The sequence below is a fragment of the Streptomyces sp. SA15 genome, assembly GCF_002291145.1.
Lineage (GTDB): Bacteria > Actinomycetota > Actinomycetes > Streptomycetales > Streptomycetaceae > Streptomyces.
In genome coordinates, this window is the sequence record NZ_NTGE01000024.1 from 62,882 (window position 1) to 86,701 (window position 23,820).

Annotated in this window: 23 protein-coding genes and 4 pseudogenes; 8 read left to right on the forward strand and 19 right to left on the reverse strand. The window is 69.5% G+C overall.

The annotated features are described in order from the left end of the window. Positions 1-60: 60 nt before the first annotated feature. The 10 genes and pseudogenes from CLM62_RS04085 to CLM62_RS49740 form a co-directional block, all read right to left on the reverse strand. Positions 61-519 (reverse strand): CBS domain-containing protein, encoded by a 459-nt coding sequence (locus CLM62_RS04085; RefSeq protein ID WP_095748485.1) that lies wholly within the window; start codon positions 517-519, stop codon positions 61-63. Positions 520-762: 243 nt separating this feature from the next. Next, positions 763-879, reverse strand: a pseudogene (locus tag CLM62_RS52905) (PucR family transcriptional regulator); the annotation flags it as partial. A gap of 121 nt (positions 880-1,000) precedes the next feature. Further along, on the reverse strand, positions 1,001-2,110 hold the full coding sequence (locus tag CLM62_RS04095) for an SPFH domain-containing protein (protein WP_095748486.1): 1,110 nt from the start codon (positions 2,108-2,110) through the stop codon (positions 1,001-1,003). Between the two features lie 29 nt (positions 2,111-2,139). Then, positions 2,140-2,577, reverse strand: coding sequence for an NfeD family protein (locus CLM62_RS04100; protein ID WP_095748487.1), 438 nt, complete (start codon positions 2,575-2,577; stop codon positions 2,140-2,142). Between the two features lie 783 nt (positions 2,578-3,360). Continuing rightward, the gene (locus CLM62_RS04105) at positions 3,361-4,416 is read right to left on the reverse strand and encodes a CdaR family transcriptional regulator (RefSeq protein WP_095748488.1); all 1,056 of its coding nucleotides are present in this window, start codon (positions 4,414-4,416) and stop codon (positions 3,361-3,363) included. A gap of 88 nt (positions 4,417-4,504) precedes the next feature. Then, positions 4,505-5,722: a cation:proton antiporter gene (locus tag CLM62_RS04110; RefSeq protein WP_095748489.1), complete on the reverse strand. Its 1,218-nt coding sequence runs from the start codon at positions 5,720-5,722 to the stop codon at positions 4,505-4,507. 581 nt (positions 5,723-6,303) lie between these two features. Continuing rightward, the gene (locus CLM62_RS04115; protein ID WP_095748490.1) at positions 6,304-7,833 is read right to left on the reverse strand and encodes a potassium/proton antiporter; all 1,530 of its coding nucleotides are present in this window, start codon (positions 7,831-7,833) and stop codon (positions 6,304-6,306) included. Positions 7,834-7,879: 46 nt separating this feature from the next. After that, positions 7,880-8,170, reverse strand: a complete 291-nt coding sequence (locus CLM62_RS04120; RefSeq protein WP_095748491.1) for a DUF3040 domain-containing protein — start codon at positions 8,168-8,170, stop codon at positions 7,880-7,882. 90 nt (positions 8,171-8,260) lie between these two features. Then, positions 8,261-9,559, reverse strand: coding sequence for an SLC13 family permease (locus tag CLM62_RS04125; protein WP_095748492.1), 1,299 nt, complete (start codon positions 9,557-9,559; stop codon positions 8,261-8,263). Further along, complete coding sequence (locus tag CLM62_RS49740; protein ID WP_179381929.1) at positions 9,556-9,717, reverse strand: hypothetical protein; 162 nt, start codon at positions 9,715-9,717, stop codon at positions 9,556-9,558. Before CLM62_RS49740 ends, CLM62_RS04125 begins: the two co-directional genes overlap by 4 nt. A 456-nt stretch (positions 9,718-10,173) precedes the next feature. On the opposite strand from CLM62_RS49740, the gene CLM62_RS04130 reads away from it, so the two are divergent. Both CLM62_RS04130 and CLM62_RS04135 read left to right on the forward strand, forming a co-directional pair. Further along, positions 10,174-11,121, forward strand: coding sequence for a sensor histidine kinase (locus tag CLM62_RS04130; RefSeq protein ID WP_095748493.1), 948 nt, complete (start codon positions 10,174-10,176; stop codon positions 11,119-11,121). A gap of 2 nt (positions 11,122-11,123) precedes the next feature. Beyond that, on the forward strand, positions 11,124-11,783 hold the full coding sequence (locus CLM62_RS04135; protein ID WP_095748494.1) for a response regulator transcription factor: 660 nt from the start codon (positions 11,124-11,126) through the stop codon (positions 11,781-11,783). Between the two features lie 50 nt (positions 11,784-11,833). On the opposite strand, the gene CLM62_RS04140 is transcribed toward CLM62_RS04135, so the two are convergent. The 4 genes from CLM62_RS04140 to CLM62_RS04155 form a co-directional block, all read right to left on the reverse strand. After that, positions 11,834-12,112 (reverse strand): hypothetical protein, encoded by a 279-nt coding sequence (locus tag CLM62_RS04140; protein WP_095748495.1) that lies wholly within the window; start codon positions 12,110-12,112, stop codon positions 11,834-11,836. 112 nt (positions 12,113-12,224) lie between these two features. Further along, on the reverse strand, positions 12,225-12,620 hold the full coding sequence (locus tag CLM62_RS04145) for a GntR family transcriptional regulator (RefSeq protein WP_095748496.1): 396 nt from the start codon (positions 12,618-12,620) through the stop codon (positions 12,225-12,227). A gap of 6 nt (positions 12,621-12,626) precedes the next feature. Beyond that, a complete protein-coding gene (locus CLM62_RS04150; RefSeq protein ID WP_095748497.1) occupies positions 12,627-13,061 on the reverse strand; it encodes a hypothetical protein in 435 nt (144 codons plus the stop codon). Between the two features lie 63 nt (positions 13,062-13,124). Further along, entirely contained in the window at positions 13,125-13,577 is a 453-nt protein-coding gene (locus CLM62_RS04155; protein WP_143658925.1) for a DUF1648 domain-containing protein, read from the reverse strand. A 406-nt stretch (positions 13,578-13,983) separates the two neighbouring features. On the opposite strand from CLM62_RS04155, the gene CLM62_RS04160 reads away from it, so the two are divergent. The 4 genes and pseudogenes from CLM62_RS04160 (at position 13,984) to CLM62_RS51045 (ending at position 17,670) form a co-directional block, all read left to right on the forward strand. Then, complete coding sequence (locus CLM62_RS04160; protein WP_095748499.1) at positions 13,984-14,478, forward strand: hypothetical protein; 495 nt, start codon at positions 13,984-13,986, stop codon at positions 14,476-14,478. Between the two features lie 258 nt (positions 14,479-14,736). Further along, positions 14,737-16,616 (forward strand): annotated as a pseudogene (locus CLM62_RS04165) (NAD-binding protein). Positions 16,617-16,879: 263 nt separating this feature from the next. Further along, on the forward strand, positions 16,880-17,176 hold the full coding sequence (locus tag CLM62_RS51040; RefSeq protein WP_257003655.1) for a transposase: 297 nt from the start codon (positions 16,880-16,882) through the stop codon (positions 17,174-17,176). After that, entirely contained in the window at positions 17,173-17,670 is a 498-nt protein-coding gene (locus tag CLM62_RS51045) for a transposase (RefSeq protein ID WP_257003656.1), read from the forward strand. Before CLM62_RS51040 ends, CLM62_RS51045 begins: the two co-directional genes overlap by 4 nt. On the opposite strand, the pseudogene CLM62_RS51050 reads toward CLM62_RS51045, so the two are convergent. The 3 genes and pseudogenes from CLM62_RS51050 to CLM62_RS04185 all read right to left on the reverse strand — a co-directional run. Then, positions 17,627-17,841: pseudogene (locus CLM62_RS51050) on the reverse strand (hypothetical protein); the annotation flags it as partial. The gene CLM62_RS51045 and the pseudogene CLM62_RS51050 overlap by 44 nt on opposite strands. Before the next feature lie 178 nt (positions 17,842-18,019). Continuing rightward, positions 18,020-18,856, reverse strand: coding sequence for a helix-turn-helix transcriptional regulator (locus tag CLM62_RS04180; protein WP_095748500.1), 837 nt, complete (start codon positions 18,854-18,856; stop codon positions 18,020-18,022). A gap of 511 nt (positions 18,857-19,367) precedes the next feature. Beyond that, complete coding sequence (locus CLM62_RS04185; RefSeq protein ID WP_095748501.1) at positions 19,368-20,117, reverse strand: SDR family oxidoreductase; 750 nt, start codon at positions 20,115-20,117, stop codon at positions 19,368-19,370. A gap of 805 nt (positions 20,118-20,922) precedes the next feature. Between CLM62_RS04185 and CLM62_RS04190 the strand changes: the two genes are divergently transcribed. Continuing rightward, complete coding sequence (locus CLM62_RS04190; RefSeq protein WP_095748502.1) at positions 20,923-21,315, forward strand: nuclear transport factor 2 family protein; 393 nt, start codon at positions 20,923-20,925, stop codon at positions 21,313-21,315. Between the two features lie 174 nt (positions 21,316-21,489). Next, complete coding sequence (locus tag CLM62_RS04195) at positions 21,490-21,813, forward strand: transposase (protein WP_095748503.1); 324 nt, start codon at positions 21,490-21,492, stop codon at positions 21,811-21,813. Here CLM62_RS04195 and CLM62_RS04200 read toward each other — a convergent pair. Further along, positions 21,770-22,313, reverse strand: a pseudogene (locus CLM62_RS04200) (hypothetical protein). The gene CLM62_RS04195 and the pseudogene CLM62_RS04200 overlap by 44 nt on opposite strands. A gap of 87 nt (positions 22,314-22,400) precedes the next feature. After that, entirely contained in the window at positions 22,401-23,666 is a 1,266-nt protein-coding gene (locus CLM62_RS04205) for a tyrosine-type recombinase/integrase (RefSeq protein ID WP_257003657.1), read from the reverse strand. Positions 23,667-23,820 lie beyond the last annotated feature (154 nt).

Sequence of the window (23,820 nt, forward strand, 5' to 3'; positions counted from 1 at the left end):
GAGGTGGTCGCCGTCGCCGCAATGGGAGGAGTACCCGCGTTCGCAGCCGGACGGCCTGCTTCATCCCTGGGTGAGGAAGTGTTCCATCAGCCGGGCTGCCGTGATCGCTCCCACCGTCCGCGTTTCCTGGCCGTCGCTCTCGACGACCGCTACCAGCGGCGTGTGCGTACGGATCATCAGCGCGGCGATCTGTGCGACACCCGTATCCGGCCCGACGACGGTCGGCAGGGTGCGGCGGCCAGGCAGCCACTGGGCGACGGTGAGTCCCTCCAGCTTCTCTGCCAGCCGCTCCAGCTCGGAGTCGTCAAGGGCAAGGGCCTGCGCGGAATCCTCCAGAACGTAGTCCGGGAGCACGACGCGCAGCAGCTGCGATCCCGGCACGATCGCGTACGGCCGCTGATCGGCATCGAGGACCAGCAACGCTGGGAGCCGCCGTTCGACGAACAAGCGGGCCGCCGTCACCGCATCGTCGTCGGCGGAGACCGCCGGATACGGCTCGGCCAGGTCACGTGCTCGCATGCGCGGTCTCCTCTTCTCAGCCGACCCGGAGGAGTGAAGCCGCGAACTCGGCGGTGCGGGCTACACCTGCCGCATGCCCAGGACTCGCCAGAGTCGGCTCGTAGTCGAGATCTCGTGAACTGCCGACCGGACTTCCGGGCGCATCACTACCGAGTGTACCGGCGTCGCCTCCACCAGTCATCGGATGCGCCGTGGGGGGAGGGGCCGCCGGGGATTCCCCTCGGCGGACCGGTCTGTGGATGACAGGGGTCTGGTCCGCCAGTCGAGGAGGCGGGCGGCGATAACCGCGGTCTGCAGGGTGTAGTGGTGGCCCGGGTCGGTGGGGTCGGTGCCGGTCAGAGTGTGGACGCGTTCCAGGCGGAGATCAGGAGCGGCTGCCGGTCGCGAGCCAGGAGGGGGAAGGCCGACAGGTCTGCGGCGCGCCGCAGCGGGTCCTAGCCCGTGGCGTCACGGCGGTCCTGGCGACAGCCCGCGGGGGGGCTCAGTCGCCGGACGTCTGCCCCCGGCGCGGCACCTGGGGCGACATCGCGGCTGCTGCCTCCGCCTTGGCGTCGCTCACTGCGGCGGCGGCCTGCTTCTCGGCCTCGTCGGCAGCCGCCGCGGCGTCGAGCGAAACCGCCGAGCCTGCATCGAGCTCTGGAACCCGGCTTTCGTGCGACGTGTCGTCGGCGTCGGCGGTGGCTGCTTCCTCGGGTTGCGCGGGTTGGGGAGGGCCCGCCGTCGACTGATCACCGAACGCACTGGTGACTGTCCGAACCGCCTCGGTCAGCTCGCCCGGGATCACCCAGAACGTGTTGTTGTCGCTGCTCGCCAGGTGCGGGAGCGTCTCGAGGTACTTGTAGGCCAGGATCTTCGGGTCGGCATTGTTGCGATGGACGGCCTGGAAGACGAGTTCCACCGCCTTGGCCTCGCCGTCCGCCCTCAGGATCATGGCTTGTTGCGTGCCCTGCGCCTCCAGGATGTCCTTCTGCTTCGTGCCTTCCGCGGTAAGGATCTTGGCTTGCCGCTCCCCTTCGGCGTGCAGGATGGCCGCGCGCTTGTCACGCTCGGCCCGCATCTGCTTCTCCATCGCTTCCTTGATGGTGTGCGGTGGATCGATGGCCTTGATCTCGACGCGGTTGACCCGGATGCCCCACTTGCCGGTGGCATCGTCGAGGACGGCGCGGAGCCGGGAGTTGATCTCCTCGCGCGAGGTGAGCGTCTCCTCCAGGTCCATGCTGCCGATGACGTTGCGCAGCGTGGTCACGGTGAGCTGATCGATCGCCTGGAGGTAGTCGGCGACTTCGTAGGCCGCCGCCCGTGGGTCGGTGATCTGGTAGTAGAGGACGGTGTCGATGTTCACCACGAGGTTGTCCTCGGTGATCACCGGCCTGGGGTCGGACGAATAGACCTGCTCGCGCACGTCGAGTTTGGTGTTGATGCGGTCTGCCACCGGCACGACGAAGTTCAGGCCGGGTTGCAGCGTCCGGCGGTATCGGCCGAACCGCTCGATGTTGTAGCGGCGCGCCTGCGGGACGATCCGCACAGTGGAGGCCACGAGGAAGACGACGACGATGGCCGCCACAAGAGTGAGGATGACAACTGGATCCACAGTGTGCCTCCGTTGCTGTGTTCAGCCGTTCACGGAAGGAGCTCGCGGGGGTAGACGATGGCTGTGGCGCCTTCGATCTCCATGACGTCCACCAGCGCTCCGACGGGTATCACATGGCTCTCGTCGAGGGCGCGGGCGGACCACTCCTCGCCGGAGAGTTTGATCAGGCCGTGGGTTGCGGTGACCTCCTGCATGACCTCGGCCCGCTTGCCGATCAGCGCGTCACTGCCCTCGCGTGTGAGGGGTTGCTGTGCCATGTGCCGCAGCGCGATGGGACGGACGATGACGAGACCCGCTGCCGCTGCTATCGCGAAGGCGACGAGCTGGCCGAGAACGCCGATGCCCACACCTGCGACTACGGCGGCCACCAACGCAGCGCCCGCCAGCAACCCGAAGACCAGTGTCAGGGTGAAGAACTCCGCGGCACCCAGCACCCCGGCGGCGAGCAGCCATACGAACCACGGCATCAAATCGCCCTCCTTACAGGGGTCTTCCCCACCGAGCTACCCGCCGTAACGCCGGGCAGAACAGACACGGGAGCCGTGGTTCTTGATCGTTGAAGGGTTTGCCCTGACCGGCGGGGGTACATACGGGCAGCTGAAGGCCGCGTTAGCGGTGCCGGACCACCGGGCGCCGGGTACGTCAGGACACTGCGCGGTCCCAGCACGTCAGCCGCGGTGCGCGCCTGCGGTAGGCGACGCCGTCCAGGACGGGAGCGGTGACGATGACCATGGGACGCATCGCCGCAGTGAGGGCCACCAGCGCCAAGGCCGGGCCACTCCGTCGCCGGGATCCGCGCGGCTGGCGTGGGCGTACTGGTCTCCAGACCGCGGGGGAACTGAGGATCGCTTCGCGGCGTCTGCGCCGCAAGTTCGTGCAGCGGATCGGTGCCGGGCTGCGTCATGGCTCCTCCTCCCGGGGAACCGACACATAAGGGTCCATGCCACTGTCACACACAGCCTTGCGGCATCACTATCGGGCCCAGCACCCATTTCCGCCGGTACCCGACCCCCACTGCCGGCCGACACCTGGGCGCCGACGGTGCTTCTCACCCGGCCGCTCCAGTTCCGAGTCGCGCGGGGCAAGCGCCTACGCGGAATCCTCCAGGGCGCGGGCAAACACGGGACTCGCCAGGTGGGCGCTTACGTCAGAATCTCGTGTATTGCCGAGGGGGATCTCCGGCACACCCCTTGCCGACTGTGCCGGCGATGCCTCCGTCGGTCAGGCGGTGGCCTTGGGGTGTCTGTGGATCACAGGGGTCTGGTCGGCCAGTCGAGCAGGCGGGCGCCGATGACCGCGGTCTGCAGGGTGTAGCGGTGGGCGGGGGCGGTGGGGTCGGTGCCGGTCAGGGTGTGGATGCGTTCCAGGCGGTAGGTCAGGGCCCTTACGCTCAGTGAGAGCCGGCGGGCGGTTTCGGCGGCCACGCAGCCGGTGTCGAAGTAGGCGGTCAAGGTGTCGAGGAGGGGCTGGGCTCCACCGCGGGCTCGTTCCAGCGGGCTGAGGGTGCTGCGTACGAGGTCCATCAGCGCCTGCCGGTCGCGGGCCAGGACAGGGAAGACCAGCAGATCGGCGGCACGCAGCAGCGGGTCCTCGAATCCCATGCGCTGGGCGACGTCGAGGGCGTTGAGGGCCTCTTCGTAGCTGTGTCCGATCCCCACGGCGCCGGGCCGGGGACGGCCGATGGCGACCTGGCCGCCGTCGGTGGCGGCATGGGCCTGTTTGGCGAAGTGGGTCAGGACGTCGCCCTGGTCGCCGGGGGCGATGCAGACCATCCGTCCGTCCTTGGTGGTGAACAGGATCCGCCGGTTCTCGAAGCGGCCGAACAGGGCGTCCTCCACTTGGCGGGGGACGGGGTCGGTCTCGTCGTACTTGGCGGGGCCTTCGGCGACGGCCACGGCGTGGGCGCGCGACAGGCGCAGTCCGAACTGTTCGGCGCGTGCGGCGAGGTGCCCGGAGTCGCCGCGTCCGTGGAGCAGGTCGTCGATGAACTCGCGTCTGGCCGCTTCTTCTTGCCGTATGACGAGACGCTGTGCGCGCTCGTATCCGTCCGCGAAGGCGTCGATGGCCTGTGCGATGACGGACAGGACGCTGTCCGGGGTGGCTGCGGTGGGCCAGCCGGTGCGGCTGGCCGTGAGATGTTCGCGCACCAGCACACGCCATCCGTAGCCCGACGCTGCGGCTTTCGTGCCGAGATCGCGGCGGGATTGCAGTTCGTCACGGGTGAGGCGGCGGCCAGTGGTGGAGGCTTCCGCCAGGATCTGGACGTAGCCGTCGAGGAACTCGCCAAGTGTGTCGTGCGCGGTCATGTGCCCCTCCTGCCAGTTGCCAGTTGCCGGGTTGCGGGTCCCCTGCGGGCCCGGTGTGGTGTTCGCCGACCGGACCCACGGACGGTGCTCAGACCTGGGCGTGGGACTTTGCCCGCTCCGCATCGACGGGGGCGGAGACTGGTGCCGGCGTGGTGGACCGGCGGGTGAGGCGGCGGGCGAGCGGCTCGGTGTAGCGGGCGGTGAGCGGGCCGACGATGACGAGGATCAGGACGTAGGCGGTGGCCAGTGGCCCGATGCGGGGCTCGACGCCGACGGCGAGTCCGGCGATGACGATGGAGAACTCGCCACGGGCGACGAGAGTGCCGCCGGCGCGCCAGCGGCCCGCACCGTGGATTCCGGCGCGTCGTGCGGCGTACCAGCCGGTGGCGACCTTCGTGCATGCGGTGACGACGGCGAGCAGGAGAGCGGGGACGAGGACGGGCGGGATGTCGGCGGGGTCGGTGGACAGGCCGAAGAAGACGAAGAAGACGGCGGCGAACAGGTCCCGCAGCGGGGTGAGGAGGTTGCTGGCGCCTTCGGCGACCTCGCCGGACAGCGCGATGCCGACGAGGAAGGCGCCGACGGCCGCGGAGACCTGGAGTTCCTGTGCGACGCCGGCGACCAGCAGGGTGAGGCCGAGGACGACCAGGAGGAGCATTTCGGCGTTGTCGGAGGAGACGGCGCGGCTGATCAGCCGCCCGTGGCGCAGTGCGAGGTAGAGGACGGCGCCGACCGTGCCCAGGGAGATCAGCAGGGTGACGGTGCCGCCGGCCAGGCTGACGCCGGCGAGCAGGGCGGTGAGGATCGGCAGGTAGAGGGCCATGGCGAGGTCCTCGATGACGAGGACGCCGAGGACGACGGGCGTTTCGCGGTTGCCGAGCCGGCGCAGGTCTCCGAGGACCTTGGCGATGACGCCGGAGGAGGAGATCCAGGTGACGCCGGCCAGCGCGACGGCGGCCACCGGACCCCAGCCCAGAAGTAGTGCGGCGATGGCGCCGGGCACGGCGTTGAGGACGAAGTCGACCGCGCCGGAGGGGTATTGGGTCTTGAGGTTGGTGACGAGTTCGGAGGCGCTGTATTCCAGGCCGAGCAGGAGCAGCAGCAGGATGACGCCGATCTCGGCGCCGGTGGCGGTGAACTCCTCGCTGGCCTGCAGGGGCAGGATGCCGCCGTGGCCGAAGGCGAGTCCGGCCAGGAGGTAGAGGGGTATGGGGGAAAAGCCCACTCGTCCGGCGAGGCGTCCCAGCAGGCCCAGGGCGAGGATGATGGCCCCGAGTTCGATGAGCATGGCGGTGGTGTTGTGCACGGGCGTCTCCTCCGGTTCGGTTCGGCGACGGCGTCAGTGCCTTCTTGGCTAAGGGCGGCGCGCGGGCGCTGTCGGTGAGGTCGGCGATACGGCCCGGCGCAGGCAGTGCTGGGTCAGGCCGAGTAGGCATGACCGGGTGGGGCTCGGCGTACTGGGGTGCCACGGGACACAAGCAGGTCAGTGTCTGACCGGGCGGCGGTCTGCGTTCCGTCGCGCAACACCTGGTGCGTGCGTCGGACCGGCGGATCAGGCGCTGGAAACGGCGCGGTCCCGTTCAGGCACGCTGTCACGAGCGATTGCGGGCACATCAACGGCCCGGACAACTCGATCCATGTCACGCCCCCCATCGCACCGAGATCCAGAAACTCTGGATAACAAACCCCACAGAATGAGCGAACAGCCGCTCAACGGAGCGTCAAGGCTCGGTAAAGAAGCATACCGCACGACTAATGACGCATAGGGAGCAATCGATTGCAGAACGGCAGCGAGGGTGCAGAGATCGCGGCAATTAACCGAACGATTGTCCACTTGAAGCTGCGCACTCGGAGTCGACTGGGTTGCCGGCTGCAATCTGTGGGGCGTCATTCGGTCCGTGCCGGGGTGGCGGGCTCCGGTTCGGGGGCACCGTGTTCGCCGAGCCAGCGGGCGAGTTTGCCGCGTCGACCGATGGCCCGCAGCCGGCGCTCCGTGGCTTCCCGGGTTTCGGGGGTGGTGATGAGCAGGAGCTCGTCGCCGACGCGCAGCACGGTGTCGCGGTCGGGGACGAGGGTGGTGCCGTCGCGGACGATCAGGGTGACGACGGTCGGGGGCGGAAGCCGGAGTTCGAATACGGCGACGCCGTGCAGCCGGGAGCCGGGCGGAATGGTGACGGTGAGCAGGTCGGCGTCCAGTACGTCGAGGGGGGCGGTCTCGACCTGGACATCGCGCAGCGCGCCGGGGCGGGTCAGGCCCAGGCGCCGGGCGACGGCGGGCAGGGTGGGGCCCTGGATGAGGGTGAACAGGACCACGAGGACGAACACGATGTTGAGGACGTCGCGGGCGCCGGTGACTCCGGCGACGATGGGGAAGGTGGCGAGCACGATGGGGACCGCGCCGCGCAGGCCGGCCCAGGAGATGAATGCCTGCTCGCGCCAGGGGATGCGGAAGGGCAGCAGGCAGGCCAGGACGGAGACGGGGCGGGCGGCCAGCAGCAGGACCAGGCCGACGACGAGGGCCGGGAGGATCGCGGAGGGCAGTTCGCTGGGGTTGACGAGCAGGCCGAGCATGACGAACAGGCCGATCTGGGCCAGCCAGCCGGCGCCTTCGGCGAAGGAGCGGGTGGCGGCGCGGTGGGGCAGTTTGGCGTTGCCCAGGACGAGGCCGGACAGGTAGGCGGCGATGATGCCGCTGGCGTTGACCGCTCCGGCGGCGGCGAAGGCGGTGATGCCGAAGCCGACGGTGGCCAGCGGGTACAGGCCGGTGGCGGGCAGCGCGATGTGCCGCAGCGCGGCGGCGCCCAGGCGGCCGATCAGCACACCGAGCGTGCCTCCGACTGCGAGCTGGTAGAGCAGGTTGCCCATGAGGGGGGCGGGGCCGGGCAGGTCGGCGGTGGCGGTGGAGAAGACCAGGACCAGGATGATGGTGGGGGCGTCATTGAAGCCGGACTCGGCCTCCACGAGGCCGGTCAGTTTCTGCGGCAGCGGCAGCGAGCGCAGGACGGCGAAGACGGCGGCGGCGTCGGTGGAGGAGACGATCGCACCGAGCAGCAGGGCCAGGTGCCAGTTCATGCCCAGCAGCCAGTGCGCGCCGGCGGCGGTCACTACGACGGAGACGGCCACGCCCGCGGTGGCGAGCACGCCGGCGGAGGCCAGCAGGCGCCTGACGTCGCTCCACTGGGTGGTCAGACCGCCCTCGACGAGGATGACCGCCAGGGCGGCGGTGCCCAGCGCCTGGGCCAGCTGGGCGTCGTCGAACTCCAGGCCGAGCCCGTCCTCGCCGGCGATGACGCCCACCGCGAGGAACAGCAGCAGGCTGGGCAGGCCGATGCGGTGGGCGGCGCGGGCGGCGGCGATGCTGGCCAGCAGCACCGTGCCGCCGATCAGCAGCGTCAGGTACAGCTCGGACAGGGTCATCGATCGGTCCTCATGTCATCAAGCAGCAGTCCGACGGCCGCTGGGGTCAGGACCGGGGCGGAGGGTTGCGGTGTCTGCGCGCGTCACGCTGGGGGTCGAACAGTTCCCCGGCCATACCGGCGAGGACCAGGCCGACGGCGATGAGCAGCCCGTGCGCCAGCGTGATGCCGGTGCCCAGCACGGCCAGGGCAACGGCGAGCAGCAGCCAGGCCCGGGTGTGCCGGTATTCGCGCGGCCGACAGGGGCGACCGGCACCGAGGGCACGCGCGAACCGGGGGTCCTCGCGGTGCAGGCGGGACTCGATCTCGCGGAGCCGCTTGTCATGGGTTCCGGCCACGGCTTCCTCCTCCCGGCACGGGGCGGCGGGCAGGTGTGGCGGTCGGCGGTGCGGTCCATCTGGTCTCCTTGCGGGGGCGGGGCATCACGATCACACCAGAGCGAAGTAGCGCAGCCACACATACGCGGCCGCGATGGTGACGGTGACGGCGGTGACGATGAGTCCGTAGCGGCTGAACTGCCAGAACGAGATGTGGTGCCCTGCGCGTTCGGCGATGCCGATGACGACGACGTTGGCCGAGGAAGCGATGATCGTGGCGTTCCCGCCGAGATCCGCGCCGAGTGCGAAGGCCCACCACAGCACCCCCGCCTCCTCAGGCCCGCCCGACGAGGCCACGATCTCGGCCACGATCGGGCTCACCGATGCCACGAAGGGGATGTTGTCGATGACCGCGGAGGGCACGACGGAGCCGAACACCAGGGTCATCGCCGTCCCCAGCAGATTGCCGCCGGTCGCGTCGGCCGCTGCCCGTCCCAGGTCGCCGATCACTCCGGTCTGCACCATCGCGCCGACCATGACGAACAGCCCGGTGAAGAACGCCAGGGTCTCCCACTCCACGTACTTGACCACGTCACCGGGAGCGAGCCGGGAGACGCCGAGCAGCAGCAGACCGCCGCTGATGGCCACCACCGACGGCTCCAGACCCAGCCAGGTGTGCAGCACGAAGCAGGTCATCACGGCGGTGATCACCACGCCGCTCACGATGAGCAACCGGACGTCCTTGATGGCCTCCCTGGGGTTCAGCTCCATGACGGACGCGGCGCGCTCGGGGTCGTAGCGGAACGCCTCGCGGAACATCACCCGGCTCATCGACACGAACACGATCATCAGCACGACGACGATGGGCGTCATGTGGATCAGGAAGTCGTTGAAGGACAGGTCCGCACGGGAGCCGATCATGATGTTGGGCGGGTCCCCGATCAGGGTGGCGGCTCCGCCGATGTTGCAAGCCATCACCTCGGCGATGAGACAGGGGACCACGGGCAGCCCGAGCCGTCGGCAGACCAGGATGGTCACCGGCGCGATCAGCAGCACGGTGGTGACGTTGTCCAGCCAGGCGGACAGCACGCCCGTCGCCACGGTCAGCAGCACCATCAGCCGGTACGGTCTGCCACGGGCCCGGCGCGCCGCCCAGATCGCGAAGAACTCGAAGATCCCGGTCCGTTTCAGCACGGCGACGATCAGCATCATGCCGAGCAGCAGGAAGATGACGTTCCAGTCGATGCCCGCGTGTTCGGAGAAGAACGCGTGCTCGGCGTCGGTCGCCCCGATCAGCAGCATCACCACCGCGCCGCCCAGCGCGGCGGCGACCCGGTGCACCCACTCCGTCGCGATCAGCATGTAGACGGCGGCGAACACCGCTACCGCCAGCCATGCCGTGACGCTCACCGCGTCCCCTCCCGCGCGCCGCACCGGCCTGTCCCGGCCGTTTCGGCGCCCGCAAGGCGGCGCACCCACACGGCTGCCGCGCGACGCAGGCGCAGCACCAGCAGGACCGGGCCGGAAACCGCCTTGGTGTGGCCATGCCGCTGTGGCACTGCGTACATCGGGGCGGGCTCCCCTCTCGTGATCCGACAGACCCGCCGCCCTGTGCCGCCCAGCCAGGCACCGCACCCCGCACCTGTGCTCACGGAAGGCGGAAACGGCAGGCCAGCATGGCTGTATGGCCGTCGGGCACTGAGGGCGGCAGCCGACCCACGCCGTAAGCGGTCGCCGCTGCAGCAGACGGTCACAGGGCCGGGGATGGTGGATTGGCTTCACCCTCACCCGCCCACGGGGGCGCACACCATCGGGTCTGGCACCCAAATATGGGCAGGTCAGACCTGTAGGCGATGACCCGGAATGGGTGCCAGACCCGATGGACGCCCGCCCGCTCAGCGACCACGCTGGAGCAGACGAGCGCCTCTGGGCGCGATGGCAGCCCTCAGCGGCCGGCCGGCTTCACCGTCCGTGTACGGAGGCGATAGTGGGAGCGGGGGACCACATCAGGGAGGCGGTACGCGGTGCCCTTGTTCTGGAGGATCTTCCTGCTCAACGCCGTGGTGCTGGTCGCCGCCACCGCGCTGCTGCTGGGCCCGGTCACCGTCTCGACCCCCGTCCTGCTCACCGAGGCCACGGTCCTCACCGTCGGCCTGGCCGCGATGCTGATCGCCAACGCCCTGCTGCTGCGCATCGGCCTGGCCCCGCTGCAGCGCCTCGCCCGCGCCATGAACACCACCGACCTGCTACGCCCCGGCGCCCGCCCGGCCGTCGGCGGTCACGGCGAGGTCGCCGACCTGATCACCACGTTCAACACCATGCTCGACCGGCTGGAAGCCGAACGCGCCACCAGCGCCGCCCGCGCCCTGACCGCGCAGGAGTCCGAACGTCACCGCATCGCCCAGGAACTCCACGACGAGATCGGACAGACCCTCACCGCCGTCCTGCTCGACCTCAAACGCGTCGCCGACCAAGCCCCCGACCCGGTACGCGAGCAATTGCACCAGGTCCAGGAGACCACTCGTGCCAGCCTGGATGAGATCCGCCGCATCGCCCGCCGCCTGCGCCCCGGCGTCCTGGAAGAACTCGGCCTGACCAGCGCCCTGAAGTCCCTCGCAGCCGAGTTCACCGGCCCGTCCCTGTCCGTGCGCCACCACATCGCGCCCGACCTGCCGCCCCTGGGCGAGAACGCCGAACTCGTCCTCTACCGCGTCGCCCAGGAAAGCCTGACCAACACCGCCCGCCACGCCGACGCCACCCGCGTCGACCTCACCCTACAGCGAACTCAGGACGCAGTGGAACTGCGCGTACGCGACAACGGCCGCGGCATCGACGGCGCCGCCGAAGGAGCCGGGATCCGCGGCATGCGCGAACGCGCCCTGCTCATCGGCGCCGACCTCACCCTCGGCCCCGCACCCGAGAGCGGCACCGAAGTACGCCTGACCGTCCCCACCCGCCACCGGAGTCAGTGACCATGCCCGGGGCGACGCCCACCCGCATCCTGCTGGCCGACGACCACCACCTGGTCCGCCGCGGAGTCCGCCTCATCCTCGACAGCGAACCCGACCTCACCGTGGTGGCCGAAGCAGGCGACGGCGCCGAAGCCCTCGAGGCCGCCCGCACCCAGCACCCGGACCTGGCCATCCTCGACATCGCCATGCCCCGCCTGACCGGCCTGCAGGCCGCCCGCGAACTCTCCCGCACCCAGCCGGAGCTGCACATCCTCATGCTGACCATGTACGACAACGAGCAGTACTTCTTCGAAGCCCTCGCCGCCGGCGCCTCCGGATACGTCCTCAAATCCGTCGCCGACCGCGACCTCGTCGAAGCCTGCCGCGCCACCATGCGCGGCGAACCCTTCCTCTACCCAGGCGCAGTCAACGCCCTCATCCGCAACTACCTCGACCGCGTCCGCGAAGGCCAGTCCCCGCCCGCCAGAGCCATCACCGACCGCGAAGAAGAGATCCTCAAACTCGTCGCCGAAGGCCACACCTCCCAGGAAATCGCCGACATCCTCGTCATCAGTCCCAAGACCGTCGAACGCCACCGCGCCAACCTGCTGCAAAAGCTCGGCCTCAAAGACCGCCTCGAACTCACCCGCTACGCCATCCGCGTCGGCCTGATTGAACCCTGACCACCGACCAGCCACCCGGGTCGTCACCCATGGCCCAACGCCACAAGCCTTCACTGCGGAGAAAAGCCGGCTTCACGCCTACGACGACGACCACGCATCTCCGCGAGCGAGAGCAATACGACCGCCAGATTCAAGGGAGAGGCGACTGTGTTCGCCACTTCAGGGATGTCGAAGGCACGTAGCAGGCTCGCTCCAGCGGCCAGCAGGAAGAGACCTATAGGCAAGAACCTGCGCCACTTGGGTATGTCCCGCATCCGGGCGACCGTGACGGAGCACCACAGCGTGAAACAGAAGAAGGCGATCCCGAATGCGATGACGGCGGGAAGCATACGAGGTGTCTCCACAAGGGTCAGCTGAGACGTGAGCGGTGGGCAGGGGCCTCGGCTGGGCGGCTGGGACCAGGGAGGTGATGCGGTCGCGGAAGGAGCGCTGGCGAGCCGTTCAGACTCCGGGGCGGGGTGGCGGCGTGGTGACGGGTGCGCCGGACAGGCTGTTGTGAACCAAGGCCAGGAACTCCTGGTCAGACAAACCGAGATCACGCGCCTGGGTAATGAGACCGTGCACGGCCTCGGCGAGCCGGGCCTGGTCCGCGACGTCGGGCGCCGCGTTGATCACCGCCCCCCGGCCACGACGCAGCTCGATCAGACCCTGGTCACGCAGTTGCTGGTAACCGCGGAGAACCGTGTGCACGTTGACGCCCAGCGACTGGGCGACCTCCCGCGCAGGCGGCAGCCTCTCCCCCGGAGCCGCCGTGCCGTTGGCGATCGCCCCCCGTACACAGGCGGCGATCTGCTCGCCCAGCGGAACGGGGGAGCCGGGAAGCACCCGAAACAGCATCCCTAGTCACACCCCCCGGGCGTTACGGTTCACCAGGCTGTTGAGCAGTGCGGCCGCAGTAGTCGAGTCATTGACGGTGACCACGTATTCACGTCCCCCCGCAGTGCGGACCGAGAGCGCCTCCCCCGAACGCAGCACTACACCCCGCCGATTCGGGCGCACCCGGTAGCCCCAGCCGCCGAAGTCCCCCACGGCGTTGACCTGAACGCTACTGGCACTGACGATTCTGCCGAGCGGCAGGGCCAGCCGCGGCCTGGGCAGGACCGTAGAAGCGACCGTGAGGCCGCGCCGGTCGACGGTAACCCGGACACCGGCGAACGCGACGCAGGTCAGGCCGAGGACGAGCGGCAGCAGTCCAGCCTGCCAGGGGCCGAACACCAGGGCGAACAGCCCGCTGAGCGCGACGACGCCGGCCGAGAACAGCAGTGCGCGGGAGATCATGGTGCGGCTCCAGGCCGCAACTCGCCCTGGGCCAACGGCAGCGAAGAGGCCGGTGCCGCGGCCTCAGCGCGCGGCCCGGCACTCATCAGCCACCACGCCAAAGCACCAGTGGCCACGCCCGCGAGCAGCAGCACAGCCACATGCCACATGCCACAGCGGCAGTTGCACCCCGGCCGGATCCTGGACGTCCGTATTGACGAGGACGGTGACGACCAGCGGATAGCCGAGCGTGACTGCCGTGCCGGCGCCGACGGCGGCAGTCAGCCTCGCCCCCGGGCCTTCCTTGGAGACCAGGGTCAGTACGGTGAACAGCACCCCAAGACCGACCAGCGCGCCACCGCCGAACCACAACGCGGCGGTCCGGCTCATGAAGCCGTCAGCCCCGCCATCCCCGGAGAAGTGAGTGGCGATCCGCTCCTGCAACCGGTCACGGTTCGCCAGAAAAATGCCGACGTAGGCGGCGCTGGCAATGCCGAACGGAGCGGCCGTCAAGGCACACCGGCGGATGACTGTCATCGGCCTCCCCCACACAGATTGTTCCTATTGCACTAGAACAACAGCACCACACTTCGGAACCGCCCACCTTCGAGACCCTCCAGACTGGAAGTCGCGCACCAAGTGGCAGGTGACCGTAGACGAGCGGTGTTCCTCCTGGCGGCCAAGTCGCGGGCCCGGTGCGGTCCTCGAAGGGGGGAGGCCAGCTACACCCGGCCGGGAACGTGCCGTAACAACCTCACTTGCCGCGTTGCGTAACGGTGGGGGCGGGCATGGATGTGTGCACCGCAGGACGCAAAGCCCCGTCGTGGGCGGCACAGAACACAACACCGTCGTCTTCCAGGCAGGATCCTTGCCGTCAGTGAGTGGCCCTCTCTGCCGAGGTATGGCAATGAGCTGAAGCGGCGCGCATGCAAGGCTCTGCAGTATGGGGTGGAGTTTCAAGCTGCACGGGGGAATCGCAGCCGGGCTGAGCACCTTGCTGCTGATCCTCGCAGCGCTGACGTGGCCGCCAGGGACGCTGCCACTGGTGGACTCGCCATGGCTGACGGCGGCGGTCGTGCTGCTTCTGTTCCCGATCTTCGCAGCTGCCGTGGTGCGCGTACTCCTGACGCGAGCGGACCGCCACTCGGTATGGCTCGCCTTCCGGTGCCTGCCCCGCGCGGTGCAGGCTGCTCTGGGATGCCTGGTCGTCTCGGGACTCGTGGTGATCCTGGTCAGCATGGCCGGTACGGGGAACCTGCAGTCAGCCGAAATCAGGGACGGCCGGTACTTCGTCCTCGACACGACTCCCTACGAACGCGGGAGGATCGAGGTCTCGCAGAGCCAATACGTGGCCGTCCTCGAAAGCGGTCAGCGCAGCATGCTCGCCATCCCCGGCATCCTCTTCGCCGCAGCCGCGTATCTCGCCCTAGCGGCGTGAGAGTTGCGCCGGGCCGACGCGGGGCTCCGGATGTGAGCGCCGTATGGGAACAAGCCAGGCCGGTCGCGGGCGACCCAGGGCAGATCCCACCGACCGGCGGGACGTTGACGTGCCAAGGCGACCCGACGCCGGCCGGATGACCCGCTTTCTCACACACACGGGGTGTCGCTGTCAGGCGCCCGGAACACTGACCAGGAGGTCACGGACGACATGGTCCTCTTCCCACAGCCGACGCGAGGGGTCCCCCAGCCGGGACACATGATCGTGTGCGGTGACGATGCACTCGCCGAGCGGCTGGCCGCCGAGCTCACGGCGGTGTACCGGGAGCGCGTCACCCTCGTCGTCCCGACCGGACACCGGACCAGCCCCACCGGACCGGCGCGGACCACGACGATGTTAGGCCGGGTACAAGCCGTCATGAACCGTACGGCCGGCCCGGCCACCGACGGGGCTTCGGACGCCCCCCAGGTGGTCGAGGCGCCCGAACTCACCGAGGCTCTCCTGGCCGAAGCGGGCGTACGCGAGGCCGCCGCGCTGGCACTGGTCCATGACGACGACGAGACCAACATCCGCACCGCGCTGGCCGCCCGCCGCCTCAACCCCCGGCTACGGCTGGTCGTCCGGCTCTACAACCGCAAGCTCGGCCAGCACCTGGAGGAACTCCTCGACCAGGCCGCCGCCCTCGCCGTCCCCGGTCTGGACCCGGAGGCCCTGGACACCTCCACCACCGTCCTGTCGGACGCGGACACAGCCGCCCCCGCCCTCGCGGCCACCGCCGTCGCCGGCACCAGCAAGGTCATCCAGGCCGACGGGCTGCTGCTGCGCGCCGCCGAGCGCCTTCCGCCCGGCCACGGCGAGACGGCCGATCCGGGCCTGTGCACGCTCGCGCTTCTGTCATCGACCACCAACGACCCGGCAGGCGCGGAAGGATCGGACGCCAGCGGCCGAGAAGGACCCATACTGCTGCCCGACGACGACACCGTGGCCACAAGCACAGGCCACGGCACCGTGGTCCTGGAACAGGTCACACACTCCGCGGCCATCCGCCCGCCGAGGAGACTGGCCGCGCGCGGGGCTCCGCTCGGGTCGCTGTTCTCACGACGACTGCGCTGGGCCGTGGCCGGGCTCATGACCTGCGTGCTGGCCCTGGCCGTCGCGACCTGGCTGACCAGCGAGCAAAAGCATCCACTGCACGCCGGTTACCTCACCCTGCTCGACCTCTTCGCGATCAACGATCCGGCGATCGGCGAACCCACCGCCCGCCAGGTGCTCCAGCTCCTCGCCGGGCTCTCCGGGCTGCTGCTCCTTCCTGTGCTGCTCGCGGCCGTCCTGGAGGCGCTCGGCACCTTCCGCACCGCTTCCGCACTGCGCCGCCCGCCGCGCGGCCTGTCCGGCCACGTCGTCCTGCTCGGCCTCGGCAAGATCGGCACCCGGGTGCTTATCCGACTCAACGAGCTCGGCATCCCCGTGGTGTGTGTGGAGGAGGACCCCGAGGCCCGTGGTATCCCGGTCGCCCGCCGCCTGCGGGTGCCCACCGTCATCGGCGACGTCACCCAGGAAGGCGTCCTGGAAGCCGCCAAGATCCACCGCGCGCACGCCCTGCTCGCCCTCACCAGCATCGACACCACGAACCTGGAAGCCGCCCTGTACGCGCGGTCCGTCAAGCCCGATCTGAGGGTGGCTCTGCGGCTGTACGACGACGAGTTCGCCGCGGCCGTCCACCGCACCCTGCGCGCCGCCCACCCCCGCGCCCTGACCCGCAGCCGCAGCGTCTCCACCCTCGCCGCCCCCGCCTTCGCCGGAGCCATGATGGGCCGCCAGATCCTTGGAGCCATCCCGGTCGAACGCCGCATGCTGGTCTTCGCCGCCCTCAACGTCGCCGGGCACTCCCACCTCGAAGGACGCACGATCGCCGAATCGTTCCGGGCCGGCGCCTGGCGCGTCATCGCCCTGGACACCACAGAACCAGACGACCGGCTCCCCGGTCTCTCCGCCACCCCAGCCCATGACAGTGCAGACCGACCCACCGGACTCATATGGAACCTCCACCCCGGCTACGTCCTGCGCCCCCAGGACCGCGTGGTCCTCGCCACCACTCGACATGCCTGGCCGAACTCCTCGGCCGACATCCTCAGTAGCTGTTGTCGTACCGATCTTGGGGTTTGTCGATCGAACGGGAGTCCCGATTGGGTGGTGGCGGGGTGCTCGGCGCATACGAGCAGGGCCTCCTGAACAGCTCGTTGGTGTCGAATCACCGAGCAACATCAGGAGGCTCTGGTGCCGCAGTCTTCCGTGCCGATGTACGGGCAGTCCAGTTCCGTCACGCTGGAGTGTGACTGTCGCTCACCGGTTCGGAAACGCCGCCGACAATGGGTTTCGGCAGTCGCGTTATCCGACGGACATGACGGACGCGGAGTGGGCGGCGGTACGGCCGTTGCTGCCGGTGCCCGGCTGGATGCGCGGCCAGGGAGGGCAGCCGGAGGCGTACTGCCACCGGGCGATACTCGATGCGATCCGCTACCTGGTCGACAATGGCATCAAGTGGCGGGCGATGCCTGCCGACTTCCCGCCGTGGGACCGGGTATACGCGTTCTTCCGCCGCTGGCGTGACCACTGCATGGTCAAGGAGTTCCACGACCGGCTGCGTGCGAGGATCCGCGAGAGGCTGGGGCGGGATGCGGAGCCGTCGGCCGGGTGATCGACTCGCAGTCGGTCAAGGCGGACGCCGTCGTCGGGTCGGACAGCCGCGGCTTCGACGGCGGCAAGCTGATCAACGGACGTAAGCGGCACGTCGTGGTCGACACCCTCGGCCTGCTGCTGGGCGTGATGGTCACCGCCGCGGATGTCGGCGACCGCGCCGCCGCCCACGTGCTGCTGCGGCAAGTTGCCGACGCACACCACCAGTTGGAGCTGGTCTGGGCCGACGGCGGCTACACCGGCAGCCTCGTCGAGTACTGCCTGGCCGTGCTCGCCCTGGTCCTGGCGATCGTCAAACGCAGCGACGACATGCGCGGCTTCGTGGTGCTGCCCAAGCGGTGGATCATCGAGCGGCTCTTCGCCCACCTGATGCGCACCCGCCGCCTGGCACGCGACTACGAGCGCCGCACCACCAGCGCCGAAGCGATGGTCTACTGGTCGATGATCCTGCTCATGACCCGCCGCCTGGCCCGCTCACGCCCGCAGCCAGCGTGAACCGGCCCGGCGCGGGCTCGGCCAGCCAGCCGCGCGCGACCAGACGCTTCGCCTTCGACCGCAGTGCTTCCACGCGCGCCACACGTCCATGCCGAACGCCGCGGCCATCTCCTGGCAGGTCAGCGACCCTTGATGGAGCCGGGCCCGGTCCGCGAGAGCCTTGAGAATGCGCAACTGTCGTAGAAGACCAGTTCACGGGGGCGGCCTGAGCGCGGAGCCCGGACATCGCAGGGGGCCGACATATATGGCCGTAGAGCGCAGGGCAAAAGCCGTGCGGGCTGCACCATCCCAGGGTGCCCTTGTCCGGCCCCTCCCGCGCCGAGCCCGGCCCGGTCCCCGGTCCAGGACGTCAGGGGGTGAGCTGTTGGTGTCCGATGACGGAGAGCAGTTCGAGTTTGCTGTGGCTCTCCGTGCCGGGGCGAGTGGTCAGTACCACCAGGGTCTGGGCGCGGTTCTCGGTGTACAGGAGCTGGGCGTCGACGTCGATGCGGCCGAGTTCGGGATGGAGGATGGTCTTGCAGTCGCCGTAGCGGGCGACCTCCTGCAGTTCCCACATGCGGACGAACTCGGGGCTGTGTTCCTGGAGTTCGGCGAGGATCCGGGCGGCTCGGGGGGTGTCGCTGCCGGCTGTCAGCGCGGCCCGCAGGCGTGCCGCCTGGGCGCGGCCGTGGCTTTCGTGGGTCTCCTCGGGATACACCAGACGCTCGGCCGGGTCCATGAACCAGCGGTAGTAGCCGCTGCGGGCCAGACCGGTGTGGCGGGTCTGGTCGCCGAGCAGCGCGATGGCCAAGGGGTTCATCGCGAGGGTGTCGACCAGGTCGGTCGTTACCAGGGCCGGGGAGTCGTCCAGGCGGTCCAGGACCCGCAGCAGCGTCGGGCTGACATGTTCGCAGCGGTGGAAGCGGGCCGGGGCGTTGTGGCCGATGAGGACGAAGAGATGGTCGCGTTCGTCCAGGGTCAGCCGCAGCGCCCGGGCGAGAGCTTCGGTGATCTGGACGGAGGGCTGCGGAGCACGCTGCTGTTCCAGCCGGGCGTAGTAGTCGGTGGACATGCCGGCGAGCTGCGCGACCTCCTCGCGGCGCAGCCCCTGCGTACGCCTGCGCGGCCCCTCGACCAGCCCGACGTCGCGGGGGCGCAGCATCTCACGCCGACGGCGCAGGAATTCCGCCAGTTCCTTCTTGTCCATGCCCCCATCCTCGCCGCATCCCGCCCGGCTATCCAGAGACCGCCGATCCATGGCTGAGCCCTCCTTTTCTGCCCGCGCGAAGCCGCTCATACGGCCGACGCCGAGGGCGGTCGGAGTGAGACGACCCGATGGTCACTTGGCTTGCATGACCCGCTGGGAAATTCGCCGGCTGTCGGCGGTGCGCCGCACGCCGTCGGCATGGAAGACGGCCCGCGGCGCCGGTCCACCGTCGAGGACGCCCGACGCTTCGGACCGGCCCCGGGCCTCGCCGCTCGCTGGCCGACACGGCGATGTCCGTCGTGTGACGGGCGCTCGACGTGCCGTCGGCAATCAGGACGGAGCCGGTCGCCTCCAGTGCGACGACCGGGGCGAAACCGAAGGCGCTTCCTTACCGTTCCGCGTCTTGGGCGAGGACCTCCCCGAGGCGGGTCGAGCTCGCGTTTGTCCATGATGTAGCCCAACGGGGCCGCCGCCTGCGTGCTGTTGTTGCCCGTCGGGCATTTCAGGTCGGTCAGCTGCGGCTGATCATGGCGAGGACGTCGTCGTAGGAGCCGGTGGCCACCGCGTCGCGGATGAACCTGGCGCGCTCGACCACCAGCTCCTTCGCGTCGGGCTTCTCGCGCAGCAGATCGAGGGTCTCGGTGAGGAAGTCGTCCAACGGCATGGATTGTTCGTTGTCCTGCTGGCCGAGCAGGGTCGTGCGCACAGCCGGCGGGACCACCTCGATCACCTGGACGCCGGCGTCAGCACTGGCGAGCTGGATGCGCAGGCTCTCGGAGAAGGAGTGCAGCGCGGCCTTGGTCGCGTTGTAGGTCGGCGTGATCGGGAGCGGTACGAACGCCAGCGCGGAGGTGACGTTCATGACGACCGCGTCGTCATTGCCCACCAGCAGCGGCAGGAAGGCATACGTCATCCGGATCGTGCCGAGCAGGTTGACCGTGACGTGGTCCTCGGCGGCCTGGAGTCCGGCCGGGTCGAGGAGGTTCTCCAGCAGCTGAATGCCGGCGTTGTTGACCAGGACGTTCAGCCCCGGGTGGCTCGCCGCCACGGTCTCGCGGGCCCGGGCGATCGAGTCGGGGTCCGCGACGTCGAGGACGAGCGCGTCGATGCCCGGGTGCTCGGCCGTGATCTCGTCGAGGAGTTCCTTGCGCCGGCCGGCGACGATCACCTTGTTGCCGGCCTCGTGCAGGCGCAGGGCCAGACCGAGGCCGATGCCCGAGGTGCCGCCGGTGATCAGGATCGTGTTGCCGGTCATCTTCATGGGGATCTCGCTCCTTCGTAGCGGTGGGGCGGTGAGCGCCCGCAGCCTCGACCGTAGGGGCGCCCGCGCAGGGGCGGGAGAGGAAGGTTTGTCCATGGATCGGCGGTCTCTGCCTCGTGAAGAGACCGCCGGCGGTCGGGCTGGGCCCTGCAGAAGCTGGACGGCGACCGCGGTCCCGGCCGGGGCGTCTCCCCAGTCCTAGCGAGGTTTCGAAGCCGGTGAGGGCGGGCGCAGCCCGCCCTCACCGATTGGGGAGCCATTGATTGATGGCGGCGATACGGATGTGCTCGCTTCGCTGGTTTGGGCTGACGGGTTCGTGACGGCGGTGGGAGGATCTCGGCTCCGCGCCTTCGGGGTCTCCCAGTGACGGTGGTGACCGCCAACGCCAAGACGATCAGTCCCGTTGTGCTTCGCGGGAGGTCGGCTGTCCGCTTCTTCGGGAACTCCGGCGGGTGATTCGCCTGGATAAGGGTGATCGCGGCCCCAGGTGATCAGAGATTCGGAGTGTTGGATGAGCCGTTCGTAGTCCGCGAAATCGAGCTAGCCAGGACACTCCCGCTAGGGTCCGCAGCTCCTTCTTGTGCACGATCTCCATGGTGGCCGGAAGGGGAGGATCGTCGGTCCATGGATATGTGATCCTCTCCCGTCCGCGCCGATACCTCCCCATAGTCGAGACTGCCGGGCGCGCCCGGCTCCTGCGGCGAAGGAGAGAATCGCCGAGGCCAACGGCGGCTACGACCAGGTGCTGGCCATGCTGAGCGGCGCCAAGGCCTGATCCAGCAACGCACAAAATGGAGAGCCGAACGTGAAACCCACGAATCAAGACACCGTCGAAATCAGCAGGGCCCTGGCGCTGTGGGCGCACATCATGGACGACCATGAACTGGACCGTCTCGGCGAATGCCTCACCGAAGACGCAGTGTGGGACGGCAGCGTCTTCGGCGGCGACCCGGTCGTCGGGCTGGACGCGATCGCGACCTTCATGAACGCCCCCGGACACGCGAAAGCCCACCATACGACGAACATCGTCGTGTCGGAGGGCCCGGGCGACGAGGTGCGGGCCCGATCCAAAGGTCTGAGCCTGCTGGAGGGCGGCGGTGTCGCCAGCGTCGTCTACGCCGACGACCTGCGACGCACCGATGACGGCTGGCGCATTTCCCGGCGGGTCATCCATCTCACGTGGCCACAGCGCCGCTAGGAGGCCGCTGAATATCGCCGATTCCGGGGCTGGGCTTGAGGCCGTCGGCGGGGTGGCCGGCGGCCGGGATTGGTTGGGGTGGCGGGTTGTGGGCGTGGTGGGGTGCCTGAAGGGCCTGCACGGTGGAGATGACCCGGTCCGCGGCGACCTTCCGGGCGATGCGCCGCCGCCCACGTGCTGCTGCGGCAAGTTGCCGACGCACACCACCAGTTGGAGCTGGTCTGGGCCGACGGCGGCTACACCGGCAGCCTCGTCGAGTACTGCCTGGCCGTGCTCGCCCTGGTCCTGGCGATCGTCAAACGCAGCGACGACATGCGCGGCTTCGTGGTGCTGCCCAAGCGGTGGATCATCGAGCGGCTCTTCGCCCACCTGATGCGCATCCGCCGCCTGGCACGCGACTACGAGCGCCGCACCACCAGCGCCGAAGCGATGGTCTACTGGTCGATGATCCTGCTCATGACCCGCCGCCTGGCCCGCTCACGCCCGCAGCCAGCGTGAACCGGCCCGGCGCGGGCTCGGCCAGCCAGCCGCGCGCGACCAGACGCTTCGCCTTCGACCGCAGTGCTTCCACGCGCGCCACACGTCCATGCCGAACGCCGCGGCCATCTCCTGGCAGGTCAGCGACCCTTGACGGAGCCGGGCCCGGTCCGCGAGAGCCTTGAGAATGCGCTGGTAATCCACCGGCAGAACCGACCAGGCCCCTCGCGCCACACCGGCACCTGCGACTTCGTCTTCGCCGCCTCCGGCACCTGCGCGGTCTTTCCGGCCCGCTCCTCGGCGGCCTGCGCGGTCCGGCCGGCCCCGGCGTGGTCCTGCACGGGTTCGTCCGCTAGGGCCAGCACCTCGCCGACCCGCGAGCGAGCGATGGCCCACTCCTTCCATTCCCGCTCGGCCACGGCCAACTCGGCCTGGACGCGGTCGGCCTCCTCCCTCAGCTCGTCCACGCGACGGCGAGCACCCAACTCACGCTGTTCCAACAGCCCAACCACCGACGGCATCCACGACCTCCCGGGCAGCGACAGCACGACAGGCCACTACTCCCACGGGACCGCCGACCCTACGCCCGACCAGCGAAAACGCAGTCCTCAACTCCGGAAAAACAACAGCTTCTCAGCTCCGAACTCGGCCGTCCGGCGGGTAAGGCAGCATCGACGAGAGGCAGAGCCCGCCGGGATTTCAGGTGGCCATGGCCCCAAGCCCCGCGCCGGTAGGGTCGCCAGCAAGGACCGGCTCCGTAAGGCGACCATCGGCGCAGTACCTCGCCAGGAGAGCTGCTCCTCGCCCGGTTCATCAGACTCAGGCGGCTGGTCGTAGGCGCTCAGGAGCCCTTCGATGCGCTGGTTGTTGATCGACTGCCGGTCATACAGACGCTTCGCGTAACGGCTCAGCAGGACCTCGACGCTGTTCCCCGCCCGCTGGGCCACTTCGGCCGGGTCCGCGCCCGCGCAGAGCCATGTAGACAAGGCCGAGTGCCGCAGGTCGTACGGCCGTTTCGCGAGCGGGGTGCTGGTGAGCGCGGGCGGCAGAGCCAGTTCGCGGGTCTCGTGCCAGACCCGGTTGTAGGTGGTGTAAGTGATGATCCGGCCCTGCTCGGTGAAGAACAGCCGGCCGTCGTCAGCCGTGCCGAACGTGGCGACGTGGTCCCTCCACAGCGTCACCAGGTGCGGCGGCAACGGCACCACCCGCGTCTCTCCCGGCGGGCGGTTCTTCAGCACGCGCTCGTCATGGAACTTGCCGGTGTCGGTCCACCGCTTGCCCGCCTGCGGCAGAGTGCGATGCAAGATCAGCCGCCCCCAACCGGTGCGGGGCAGGCGGCAGTCCGGCAGCGCCACCGCGACCGCCTCCTCTTGGCGTAGGCCCGCGTAGTACATGCCGGCGAAGAAGCCGACCAGCCGCCGGCCGCGGGCCCTGCAGTAGCCGCCGACGTAGGAGACGGCGTTGAGCAGATCCCGTGCCTGGTGCGGGTTGGCCACTACCCGCGGGTGCACCGAGACTGACGGTTTGGGCACCCGCCACCGGATCTTCTGCAGTGGATGGCTGCCCAGCTCTCCCCGCTCTACGGCGTATTGGAGCGCGTGCACCAGCACCTTGCGTTTGCGGCGCATCGTCTCCACCGCCGCTTCACCGCCGTCCAGTTTGCGGCGCAGTGACTCCAGCACGTCCCGCGCCAGGATCGGATCGTGCAGGTCGACCAGCGGGCGAGACGCCTTCGCCACCCACTGCAACACCAGTCGGTCCTCCGCTGGCATCTCCCCCTGCCCCGGCCCGGGTACGACGAAGGCCCAGTGCCGCAGGGCACGGCGCGGCAACTGCCCGTTGGGTCGGCCAGGAAGGTCCCACAGCATCGCCATCGTGATGGCGGTCAGTGCCTCGCTGACCTCGTCCCTCGTCTTATCCCCGGCCAGTGTGCCTGCGCGTACTGGGTCGCGAAGGCATACCAGCTCAGCTGGGACGGGCCCCAGGATCCGTGGGCAGAGTTGTTGCTCTGGGCCAGGCCCGTGCGGA